General features: G+C 40.3%; 10 protein-coding genes and 1 riboswitch. Of the genes, 3 read left to right on the forward strand and 7 right to left on the reverse strand.

What is annotated here, in order from left to right; translation table 11 throughout:
* Positions 1–3 precede the first annotated feature (3 nt).
* On the reverse strand, positions 4–327 hold the full coding sequence (locus NSQ25_RS17970; protein WP_024427532.1) for a WXG100 family type VII secretion target: 324 nt from the start codon (positions 325–327) through the stop codon (positions 4–6).
* 226 nt (positions 328–553) lie between these two features.
* Between NSQ25_RS17970 and pepT the strand changes: the two genes are divergently transcribed.
* Positions 554–1786 carry a peptidase T gene (gene pepT, locus NSQ25_RS17975; protein ID WP_070326191.1) on the forward strand — a complete coding sequence of 411 codons (1233 nt, stop codon included), beginning with the start codon at positions 554–556 and terminating at the stop codon, positions 1784–1786.
* 289 nt (positions 1787–2075) lie between these two features.
* Positions 2076–2255 carry a hypothetical protein gene (locus NSQ25_RS17980; RefSeq protein WP_008345664.1) on the forward strand — a complete coding sequence of 60 codons (180 nt, stop codon included), beginning with the start codon at positions 2076–2078 and terminating at the stop codon, positions 2253–2255.
* A gap of 85 nt (positions 2256–2340) precedes the next feature.
* Here NSQ25_RS17980 and NSQ25_RS17985 read toward each other — a convergent pair whose 3' ends face one another.
* Positions 2341–3018, reverse strand: a complete 678-nt coding sequence (locus NSQ25_RS17985; protein WP_041118266.1) for a DUF3298 and DUF4163 domain-containing protein — start codon at positions 3016–3018, stop codon at positions 2341–2343.
* Between the two features lie 210 nt (positions 3019–3228).
* Positions 3229–3341: riboswitch (SAM riboswitch) on the forward strand.
* An 88-nt stretch (positions 3342–3429) separates the two neighbouring features.
* Here NSQ25_RS17985 and NSQ25_RS17990 point away from each other — a divergent pair.
* Positions 3430–4554 (forward strand): 5-methyltetrahydropteroyltriglutamate--homocysteine S-methyltransferase, encoded by a 1125-nt coding sequence (locus tag NSQ25_RS17990; RefSeq protein WP_285604314.1) that lies wholly within the window; start codon positions 3430–3432, stop codon positions 4552–4554.
* A 54-nt stretch (positions 4555–4608) separates the two neighbouring features.
* Here NSQ25_RS17990 and NSQ25_RS17995 read toward each other — a convergent pair whose 3' ends face one another.
* From NSQ25_RS17995 to NSQ25_RS18015, 5 genes are all read right to left on the reverse strand, one after another.
* Positions 4609–6027, reverse strand: a complete 1419-nt coding sequence (locus NSQ25_RS17995; protein WP_326135931.1) for a glycoside hydrolase family 1 protein — start codon at positions 6025–6027, stop codon at positions 4609–4611.
* Entirely contained in the window at positions 5999–7906 is a 1908-nt protein-coding gene (locus NSQ25_RS18000; protein ID WP_326135932.1) for a beta-glucoside-specific PTS transporter subunit IIABC, read from the reverse strand. The genes NSQ25_RS17995 and NSQ25_RS18000 overlap by 29 nt, the downstream gene beginning before the upstream one ends.
* 326 nt (positions 7907–8232) lie before the next feature.
* The gene (locus NSQ25_RS18005; RefSeq protein WP_034281373.1) at positions 8233–9066 is read right to left on the reverse strand and encodes a PRD domain-containing protein; all 834 of its coding nucleotides are present in this window, start codon (positions 9064–9066) and stop codon (positions 8233–8235) included.
* Positions 9067–9302: 236 nt separating this feature from the next.
* Positions 9303–10118: a YwqG family protein gene (locus NSQ25_RS18010; RefSeq protein WP_326135933.1), complete on the reverse strand. Its 816-nt coding sequence runs from the start codon at positions 10116–10118 to the stop codon at positions 9303–9305.
* A 169-nt stretch (positions 10119–10287) separates the two neighbouring features.
* Positions 10288–11127, reverse strand: coding sequence for a methyl-accepting chemotaxis protein (locus NSQ25_RS18015; protein ID WP_041118274.1), 840 nt, complete (start codon positions 11125–11127; stop codon positions 10288–10290).
* Positions 11128–11219: the final 92 nt, after the last annotated feature.

Below are 11219 nucleotides of genomic sequence, written 5' to 3' on the forward strand. Positions count from 1 at the left end.
ACATCATCTCCCTTCTCGGTTTCTTTCTCTCCGTTCTTCTCGTCTCTTTCGCTCAAGCTCTTCCATTCTGGCAATTTCAGCTTTACGCTCCTCAATTTTGACCGCTGCATCCCGCAGTTCCTGACTTGTTTCAAGCAAATCTTTTTCAAATTGATCGTAGCGTGCCGTTGTTTCTTCAAAGCTTTGATCAAATTTATCCCTTGCTTCTCCCTGCCAGCCTGATCCTACTGCCTTCAGCCGATTTTCCAGCAGCTGCTTGGACTGCCGAATCTCATCAGCCGCTTCCTGAAACTTTTGAGCGAGTGCCAGCGTTTGACTAGAATCCAACTTTCGCACCCCTTTCTCCCAATTTAACGTACAAATGGATGATTTTATATGTCCTCATTATAAATAAAAAGACACCCAAAAAAATCACCCTAAAGAACCATTCAGCACATTACCTAATGAAAGTAGGCCTTTTTCCTCTCTAATTGCCAGAGAAAGCCTTTCTTGTTATGAAGCGCATTCAAGACGTGATAAAATGGACGTATTCTACAAAAGGAGTGACGTATAGATGAAAGAGGAAATGATTCAGCGTTTCACAAGTTATGTGAAGGTAGATACGCAGTCGGATGCAGAAAAGGAAAGCTGCCCATCTACTGAAGGACAATTGAATCTGGCGAGACAGCTTGTTGAAGAAATGAAATCCATCGGAATTCAAGAAGTGACTATGGATGAAAACGGCTATGTCATGGGTACAATCCCTTCTAACACAGACAAAGATGTGCCGACCATTGGCTTTCTGGCTCATATTGACACAGCCACTGACTTCACCGGCAAAAATGTAAAACCGCAGCTTCATGAGAACTATCAAGGCGGCGACATTACCTTAAATGAAGATCTACATATCGTTTTATCTCCACAACAGTTTCCAAATTTACAAAAGTACCAAGGACATACACTGATCACTACAGATGGCACAACCCTGCTTGGTGCAGATAACAAAGCTGGTATCGCAGAAATTATGACCGCAATGCATTACCTCATCGAACACCCAGAAATCAAGCATGGAAAAATCCGTGTCGCTTTTACGCCAGATGAAGAGATTGGCAGAGGGCCGCACAAGTTTGATGTTGATGCCTTTGGCGCTTCCTATGCGTACACAATTGACGGCGGACCGCTTGGCGAGCTGCAATATGAAAGCTTCAACGCAGCAGGCGCGAAAGTATCCATTAAAGGAAACAATGTCCACCCAGGAACAGCAAAGGACAAAATGGTCAGCGCTGCGAAAATTGGGATGCTCTTTCACAACAAACTTCCTTCTGACGAATCTCCGGAGTATACAGAAGGCTACGAAGGCTTTTTCCACCTGACGAAATTTGTAGGGGAAGTAGAAGAGGCTGAGCTGCAATATATTATCCGTGATTTTGATAAAGAGAAATTCAACAATCGCAAGGCCCTGTTTGAAAAAATAGCTAATGACTTAAAAGCCACATACGGAGAAAACAGCATCACCCTCAGCATTCAGGATCAATATTATAATATGAGAGAAAAAATTGAGCCGGTAAAACATATTGTAGACATTGCTCATGAAGCCATGGAAAATCGCTCAGTAACACCGGTCATTGAACCAATACGCGGCGGCACAGATGGCTCCCAGCTTTCATATAAAGGTCTTCCAACGCCAAACATCTTTACCGGCGGTGAAAACTTCCACGGTAAATATGAATTTATTTCCGTTGAAAACATGGTGAAAGCAACTGAAGTTATCGTTGAAATTGCCCGTTTATTTGAAGAAAAAGCATAGACATGTTTACAACCGTTCCTGTTCGGGAACGGTTTTTTAATAAAAGTTTACAATTTTCTGAAACTTTTATGACACTTATTCGTACTAATAGAGACAACCCCAGAAAAAATTCTTCTTGACGAGTGCAATAACTGGAAATATAATAGTTAAAAACAACCAGTATTTTAGACCTAAAATAGCAGATCGAATGAACCTTAAGAACTAAACCGAGTCTGCTGCTTATTTTCAGTTATAAACATCACTCACCCTGTCTACACTTAAAGAATAGGATGAATTGGAGGAATGTCATATGATGATTTTATTGATTATCGCTTCACTTTGCTGCTACTTACTATTCTCTTTCAAAAAAGATAACCGCACCCAAAAAAGAAAAAGCGCAGAGCTTTCGGAGTTTGAAATCTTTCGTATGCGCCGCCACTACAACGGAAAACGCCGTCACCCACTAAACGATGCACCTAAACAAGTATAAATCCAAATAAAAGAGCCTCATGAGGGGCTCTTTTTTGTTTGCATAAACAGCAAAAAACGACCAGATTCAGTGGTCGTTTTTCTTTTTATTTATATACCTTAGCAGGAACTTGAATCATAGGAATTCCAACATAATAAGGTGAAATTTCATATGGCTGAAAGACAACAGCAATTCCCTTTTTCGTGAAGTAATACTGCGTGTTGTAGTTGATTTCAATGTCGCTTTTTTTCAAGTTCGCGTAGAATTTGCTTTTATGTTTCTTTGTGTAGTTATAAATATAATCTCTTACTTTCGTACGCTTTTTCTTTGTTTTCACAACGTCTGTCAAGAACAGCTGCTTTGTTTTTTTCTTTGTTAACACATAGTTCATGCTGGAAACCATTGTGTCTCCGTGCGCTCCACCGTTATACATGTAATCATAGTTTAAGATACTCAGTTTCTTACCATTGTTAAATTTCGTTTTATACGTTCTCTCATACGTGACCTTCCCGTAGCCTTCCTTTTTCGCTTCGTCCTTTAAAAACAAGTACGTAGAATAAGAGAAGGCAATATCTTCTTTTAAATCACGATTGATGGTTTTCATATGCGCCTTGCTGAGGTTTTTCACCTGTGCATATTTGAACGTTTTTTTCTTTTTATAATAGTGTGTGCTTACTTTTGCTTTTTTTGCTTGTTTGGCATCCGCAGATCCAACTGGCGCAAACAAGGAAACAATCAGTGAGAAAATGAGCAGGCTGATCGTTAGGCCTTTTTTCATTGTCATAGTAAAAACCCCCATTTTTGTCTATTACCAGATGAGTATACCATGACAAAAGAACCAAAAGAAGTATTTTTTCCATATTATTCTTCATTTTTCCACATCGGGTTTGTTTCCCTTGATTTGTTCATTTTGAAAATTAAACGATAAAACCATTGACTTTTCCTCGAAAAGGTTGAATAATTGTGTTTATTAAGAAAATTGAATCAAAAGGTAACCTTATTAAGAGTGGTGGAGGGACTGGCCCTGTGAAACCCGGCAACCGCTGTTCCTAGGAACAGAATGGTGCTAATTCCTTAAGCAAGCAAATGCTTGTTTGAAGATAAGGCAGAGTTCTCACAGTATATGATGCTCTTCCTTATCTAAGGAAGAGCTTTTTTATTTGATTTTTTAACCTGAGGAAAGAAGGGATTCAGCATGACACAAGTACAAACCATTGGAAAGAAAACAACGAAACCGCCATTCCGCGCAGATCAAGTAGGAAGTTTACTTCGTTCAGAGCGCATCAAGGAAGCACGCAAGCAAAAAGCAGACGGTACGCTGACAGCAGAGCAGCTCCGACAAATTGAAAACGAAGAAATTACACGTATTGTAGAGAAGCAAAAAGAAATTGGGTTAGAGGTTGTCACAGATGGTGAATTCAGACGTGCATGGTGGCATTTTGACTTTCTTGAAGGACTCGATGGAGTTGAAGGATTTGAAGCAGATCAAGGCATTCAATTCCATAACACAACGACAAAAGCTAGAGGTATCAAGGTAACAGGCAAGATCGATTTTACAGATCATCCAATGCTGGAGGATTATCGTTTCCTTCACAGCATCGCTGGTGATCATACGGCTAAAATGACGATTCCAAGTCCGAATATGCTCTTTTTCCGTGGAAAGCTTGAAGAAGGAGTGTATGACAGCTTAGAGGAATTCCACCATGATGTGGCACAAGCGTATAAGAAAGCCATTCGTGCTTTTTATGATGCAGGCTGCCGCTACTTGCAGCTGGATGATACGGCATGGGCAGTGTTCTTTTCTGAAAAAGGCCATGAACAAATCAAAGCCTTTGGCCGTGAAGAAGATGAACTTCGTGAATCGTTTGCGAAGACAATCAATGAAGCTGTTGCCGAACGCCCAGAGGATTTGGTGATCACCATGCATATTTGCCGAGGTAACTTTAAATCGACATGGGCAGCTGAAGGTGGTTACGAAGCAGCGGCAGAAACAATTTTTGCCGGCTTAGATCTTGATGGTCTCTTTTTAGAGTTTGACGACGATCGTTCTGGCGGATTTGAGCCCCTTCGATATGTGAAGAACCCAAACCTTCAAATCGTACTAGGCCTTGTCACTTCAAAATACGGAGAGCTTGAGCCAGTTGAACAGATTAAAAAACGCATTGAGGAAGCGGCTCAATATGTAGACATTAACCAAATTTGTTTGAGTCCACAATGCGGATTCGCCTCAACAGAGGAAGGCAACCTGTTAACAGAAGAGCAGCAATGGGAAAAGCTGCGTCATGTGATTGAGATTGCAGATCAAGTGTGGACTTCGTAGTCCCTCAGAGACGAAAAAAAGACAAACCGCAGTATGGCGGTTTGTCTTTTTCTTTTATGCATCCAAATGTTCACCATTCGTCGCAATCACTCGTTTATACCAGTCAAAGCTTTTCTTTTTCTTTCTATCTAATGTACCGTTTCCTTCATTATCACGGTCAACATAAATGAAGCCGTAGCGTTTTTTCATTTCAGCCGTTGATGCGCTGACAAGGTCAATTGGGCCCCAGCTTGTATAACCGATCAGGTCAACTCCGTCTGCAATCGCTTCTCTCGCCTCTAGCAAATGGCTTCTGAGGTAATCAATTCGGTAATCGTCTTGAATGGATCCGTCTTCTTCTACTTGATCGACAGCACCCAATCCATTTTCTACGATAAACAATGGCTTTTGGTAGCGGTCATACAGCTGATTCAGTGTTGTACGAAGTCCTTTCGGATCAATTTGCCAGCCCCAATCACTTGCTTCTAGATAAGGGTTTTTCACACCTTCAAATAAGTTACCGCCAGTCACTTGTCCAAGAATCTCTGGATCTGTACTTGTCACAAAGCTCATATAATAGCTGAAGCCAATATAGTCCACTGTATGGTTTCTTAAAATATCTTCGTCCCCTTCTTGGAACTCGATGTTGATGTCATTTTCAAGGAAATAACGTTTCATGTAACCTGGGTAATAACCTCTTGCCTGTACATCTGAGAAGAATAATGTTTTACGGTCTTGCTCAATTGCAGCAAACATATCTTCTGGTCTTGAGCTGTACGGATAAGTTGTCATCGCTGCAATCATACAGCCGATTTTCGCATCAGGAATGATTTCGTGTCCTGCTTTGACAGCCAAAGCACTTGCAACAAATTGGTGATGCGCTGCTTGATATTGAATGCTTTTCTCGTCATCACCCTCTTCAAATACAAGTCCGCCGCCAGTGAAAGGCGCATGTAATACAACGTTGATTTCATTGAAGGTCATCCAATATTTTACTTTGTCTTTAAAGCGGGTGAACAATGTTTTCGCGTATGTTTCATAAAGATCCACAAGCTTACGGTTTCTCCATCCGCCGTAGTTTTTCACAAGTGCGAGCGGCATTTCATAGTGAGAGATGGTGACAACTGGCTCAATTCCATGCTTATGCAGTTCATCAAATACTTTTTCATAAAAAGCGAGGCCTGCTTCATTCGGTTCCGCATCGTCGCCATTTGGGAAAATACGCGGCCAAGAAATGGATAATCTGAAGCACTTGAATCCCATTTCTGCAAAGAGTGCAATATCTTCTTTATAGCGATGGTAGAAATCGATTGCATCATGATATAAGTTAAGGTCTTTCATTGATTCATCGAATGGGTGCATAATACCATTTGGTGATACATCAGCTGTCGATAAGCCTTTTCCATCTTGATTATATGCGCCTTCAACTTGGTTGGCTGCAACAGCGCCGCCCCATAAGAAACCTTTAGGAAATGTTTTTTCTAACTTGTTCATGTTGAATACCCTCCTCTTTTTCTTCTACACTGACTGTAAGCAGTGTCTCTTTCACTGTGATCGTTCCATCTGTTTTCGCATCAACTTGTGCAAAATCGTTTGTGTTGGTGACAATTACAGGTGTGGTGACATCATAGCCTTCTTGCTGAATGCCCTCGATATCAAAATCAATGAGTACATCTCCTGCTTGAATCAGATCACCTGACTGCACATGACTTGTAAAATACTTTCCGTCAAGTTTTACCGTGTCAATCCCCACATGAATGAGAAGTTCTGTACCCTGTTCACTCTTCAAGCCAATGGCATGTTTTGTGTGGAAAATGGTTTCAACCTTGCCGTTGAAAGGTGCTACAACACGCCCAGCTGTTGGTACAATGGCTGCACCTTTACCCATGATTTCATTAGAGAATGTTGCATCATTTACTTGATTGAGCAGCTTTAGTTGACCTTCAAGCGGGCTTTGTACCACTTCATTTTGAAGTGCTGCTGTGTCTTTCTTTTCTTCTGGTTTGTCTGCTTTTGTATCATCTTTCACTGGTACATCTTTGAATCCGAGAACAAGTGTCATGATCGTTGCTACGACAAAGGCGATTACTAAGCCGATGATTGAGTAGACAAATGTTGGTCCAATGAATGTTGGGAGACCTGGAAGGCCTGCTGATCCAGATATCACATATGATTTTACTTTAAAGATTGACATGAACACGCCGCCTGCTGCTGCACCAATAAGGGCTGCAAGGAACGGTTTTTTCAATCGCATGTTCACACCATACATAGCAGGTTCAGTAATACCCATTAATGCTGTGATACTTGTAGACATCGCCAATGATTTAAATGTTTTGTTTTTTGATCTTAAGAAGACACCGAATGCTGCGCCTGCTTGTGCCATATTTGCTACAAACATCATTGGAAGAATGAAGTCAAAACCGTTTAACGTAATGTTGTTGATCATGATTGGAAGCAGTGCATAGTGCATGCCCGTAATGATCAATGGTGACATGAAGCCGCCGATCAAGAGTCCGGCCAAAAGACCTGCATGTTTGAACAATAAATCAATTCCACCTGAAAGGCCACTTCCGATAATCCCGCCAAGCGGTCCAACCGCGATGAGCATAACTGGTACAACGACTAGAAGTGTGACTGTTGGAACAAGGATGATTTTTAATGATTTCGGACTATATTTTTCTGCGAATCTTTCAACATATGAACCAAGCCAGATGGTGAGCAGAATTGGAATCACCGATGAAGAGTACACAACGGCAACCACTGGCAAGCCTAGAAATTCTGTATTTCCCGCGCCCAGTAAAGCGGTTAACTGCGGGTGCAGTGCTGCTGCTGCAATGGCAGCCGCGATATACTGATTTGTGCCAATTTTTTTGGCTACGCTTACAGCAAGCAGAATCGGTAAGAAGTAAAAGGCTCCATCTCCAATGGCTGTTAAAATCGCATACGTACTGCTTTTATCTGATATCCACTGGAATGTGAGCATCAGTGCCAAAATCCCTTTGATCATACCGGCCCCAGCGATGGCTGGAAGAATCGGTGTGAAGACACCAGAGATAAAATCGAAAAGCTTTGATATCACATTTTGCTTTGACGCTTCTTCTGTACCGCTTGACTTTACATCAGATGATAGACCTGAGTCAGCAATCATCGCTTGATAGACATTTGAGACATCATTGCCGATAATGACATGATATTGACCTCCGCTTTGATTCACGCCCATGACGCCATCTGTTGATTGCAGCTTCTCTTTATCTGCCTTGCTTTCATCGTATAAGTTGAAGCGAAGTCTTGTCATACAATGCGTGACGTGCTTAACATTCTTTTCACCGCCGACAAGTTCTAGCACTTCTTTTGCTGTTTGTTTGTGGTTCATTGTATTACCCTCCAATCGTTGATTTCATCTTGATATAGAAAAAACCTAAACATCCATTAATGTCCGAGAAATAGCGATTCAGACATTAATCGATATTTAGGTTTTGCCTGCTTAACCAGTAACAATCCTTCATAGCGATTGATCGTTATTTAATTTTTATAAGTCTTTAGATATAAAAAAACCTAAATCACGCCTTATCATAGATAGGGACAATGATTTAGGTTTTGCCTGCTTGACCAGTAACAATCCTAAAAGATTGTGGTTATTTAGTTTATAGTTATAAATTATCATGTTAATTTTGTGATGTCAACGCTTTCTTTTTGAATTTATTTTCTTTTTATTACTCTGTCTATATGCAAAGTTAAATATAGCATTTCATCTTCTATGAGACTTCGGTTGTATTCTTTTTGAACATAATCGTTAATTTTTTCTGCGCACTGAAAAGCTGCGGTGTTTTTCTCTTTTACCACTTCATACAGAAACTCGTTTTGATTTTCCATCTGTGTTTCGTTAAACAGACGCTGACCAAAAAACTTCAAATGCGTAACAAAACGGAAATAATTTAATGATTCCTCGTCCAAATCAATTTGAAAGTGATACTTAACGATGTTTAAAATGTCTTGAATGAGTTTGGTGATTTGAATAACGTTTGGCATTTCTTCATTGAGCTCTGCATTGACAATATGCATGGCAATAAAGCCGGCTTCATCCTCAGGAAGATGGATGCTCAGCTTGTCCTCAATGATCCGAATAGCTTCTAAACCGCATCTGAACTCATCTTTATACAGCCGTTTGATTTCCCAGAGCAAGGCATTTTTGATGTCCATTCCTTTTTGATGACGTTCAATGGCAAAGGTGATATGATCCGTCAGCGTCACATAGATGCTGTCATTTAAATTTTTGTTAAGGGTTGTTCTCGCATGCTCAATAATCGCCTCACACACTTGCATATACTCGATTGGAATATCATAAAGCAGGGTTTTGAATTTTTCTGATATATCTTTATTTTGAATAGAAAATACTTTTTCGATTCGTTCTTCGTCAATCGGGTCTCCGCTTTTCTTTTGAAACGCGATCCCTCTGCCCATAATGACCAGCTCATGCTGCTCGTCATCATATGCACTGACAACATTATTATTGATTACTTTAGAAATGATCAATTGATACCCCCCAGTACATTCCGCTTTTTCGAGCATTTTATCGTTGATTCATATGTCATGTTATTATTATTTTCAAAAAAGAGGACTTTAAGATGATTTTACATTTTTTTTTGATACGGTCAACTAGAAAGAATGACATATTACCTCTCAAAAATGACGAAATAGGGGCAAAAAAGTCTAAAAATACACACTTTAAACACTCTAAAAAGAGTGTTTAAAGTGTGTATTTTACAAAATCAAGAGCAGTCCCAATTATAGACGACATTCTCGAAATTTTTTCGTTTAAGATCTTCTGGTTTGATAAAAAAGTTGGCGATTCCGCAATCTCCCCACATCAGATCTACTTCATCATCTGAGTCAATTTGCAATAACAGAACGGTATGTTCTTGATCTACATAGGTACGCGGGTCTTCTTGTGTAAACCCTGGATACCCGCCCAATTTGTGACCAAAGCCACTCGCTGTTTCATAGAATTCATCCAGCAGGGCATCTGCTTCATCGCCATTAACACCATCTGCATCTTCGAATAGGTCCCAGCTGTTCTTTCCTGTGACTTTTTCAAAGCGGAAATCTCCTACACTGATCGTTTCGCTTGATAATTCACCTGTAATCGCGCCTTCCTTCGTCACAGGAAAATAAAAATCATCTGGAATTTTCACAAAAGAAAAATCAGTCATTAACTCTTCTTCTGCCAAGAAAGGTTCCTCAATAAATTTGATGCGAAAATCTTTTTGCTCTGTTTTATGGTCAATATTCATTCCATAAAGATCATCATGCACAGAAATAAAAACTTGTATAAGTCCTGTTTCTGGATAATCCTTCAGCTTGGGCAGCTGGCCGAAATTAATTTGTGCCAAAAGTTTCATAGGATGTCCTTCGCCGTCAACTGGATATTCGTCGTTTTTGGGGAAGTAAGGATCACCAGCTATTTTGCTGTCGTATGGTCCTGTTTTTCCTTGTTTCATCTGTAATTGAATCATTGGTTTTTCCGTTTCATCTAACAACGGACGGTAGGGTGCAAGTATTTCTTTCAGCTTCGCTGATTGTGTCACGATGATCTTCCTCCTTATGAATAGGTCTAATGACAAAACTAGTCTCTCTTTTTCTATCATACAGAAGTGTATCCTGCCTGTCAGTGATAAAACGGTCATAATCCTAACAAGTTTCTCACCTTGAAATGATAAAAAAACCTCCGATTCAGCTGGAGGTTTTGTCGTTCTTTTATTTCACTTGATAGTTTACTAAGTCGTTTGCTAATGCTTTCATCGTTTCGTTTGTTTCGTGAAGACCTTCAATAATTTTTGTGAAAGTGCCTACTAGCTCTGCCTGATGCTCAGAGGAAGCGACAATTTGCGCAATTTCTTCTTCCATTCCTTTGATCGATCCCTGCACATCTTTTAGGGCTGTTTCAATATCAGTCGTCGCCTGTTTCGCGTGAGTTGACAGCTTTCTCACTTCTGTTGCGACCACTCCAAAACCTGCTCCTGCTTCCCCTACTCTTGCAGCTTCTATTGATGCGTTGAGTCCAAGTAAGTTCGTTTGATCAGAGATACCTTTGATGAGATTGGACACTTGATTGATTTTAGAGGAATTTTCGACAGTGGTTTTCGTATTTTGTAGAATTTGTTCACTTGTCGCTTGTAGTTCCTCTGAATGTGCGGCAACCTGCTGTACCATTGCGACTAGTTTTTCGGAAGCTTCGTTGCTCTCCGTCATGATGTGATCTAATCGTTGTTGATTCGTTTGGTCATAGGCCACACAGAAGGCAGCAGCCACTTGACCTGATTCATCAGTAATTGGAACGGATACGATATCCATTGGAATCCCGTATACTTCTTTTGGAATTTGGATAAACGATGGTTCTCTCCCATTTTTCAGCATCGCAAAGTTTTGGAATCCAGCATCTAGTGCATCACCAGCTTTAAATCCTAAATCAATATTCCCATGCTGCTGATAATAAAGAACCTTCTCTTTCCCTAAAACAGAAAAGGTTAGCTGCTCTCTCATAGCAAGTCCAATGATTGGTAAAGCGTCTATTATGTTATCAATTCTCTGTGACATTCGCTTACGTTCATCCTCTCTATTTCTCAGTACACCTTCTTTATCGGTTCGTTATATGATCTATTACAGCCTGTAATGTGCACTAATATCAA

Origin of the sequence: Bacillus sp. FSL R5-0512, from assembly GCF_038593295.1 — a bacterium.
Taxonomy (GTDB): Bacteria; Bacillota; Bacilli; order Bacillales; family Bacillaceae; genus Bacillus; species Bacillus safensis.

What these genes read in the sequence shown, in the direction of transcription:
- pepT (WP_070326191.1), top strand. Translation starts at nt 554, where the DNA reads ATGAAAGAGGAAATGATTCAGCGTTTCACAAGTTATGTGAAGGTAGAT.
- NSQ25_RS17980 (WP_008345664.1), top strand. Translation starts at nt 2,076, where the DNA reads ATGATGATTTTATTGATTATCGCTTCACTTTGCTGCTACTTACTATTC.
- NSQ25_RS17985 (WP_041118266.1), bottom strand. Translation starts at nt 3,018, where the DNA reads ATGACAATGAAAAAAGGCCTAACGATCAGCCTGCTCATTTTCTCACTG.
- NSQ25_RS17990 (WP_285604314.1), top strand. Translation starts at nt 3,430, where the DNA reads ATGACACAAGTACAAACCATTGGAAAGAAAACAACGAAACCGCCATTC.
- NSQ25_RS17995 (WP_326135931.1), bottom strand. Translation starts at nt 6,027, where the DNA reads ATGAACAAGTTAGAAAAAACATTTCCTAAAGGTTTCTTATGGGGCGGC.
- NSQ25_RS18000 (WP_326135932.1), bottom strand. Translation starts at nt 7,906, where the DNA reads ATGAACCACAAACAAACAGCAAAAGAAGTGCTAGAACTTGTCGGCGGT.
- NSQ25_RS18015 (WP_041118274.1), bottom strand. Translation starts at nt 11,127, where the DNA reads ATGTCACAGAGAATTGATAACATAATAGACGCTTTACCAATCATTGGA.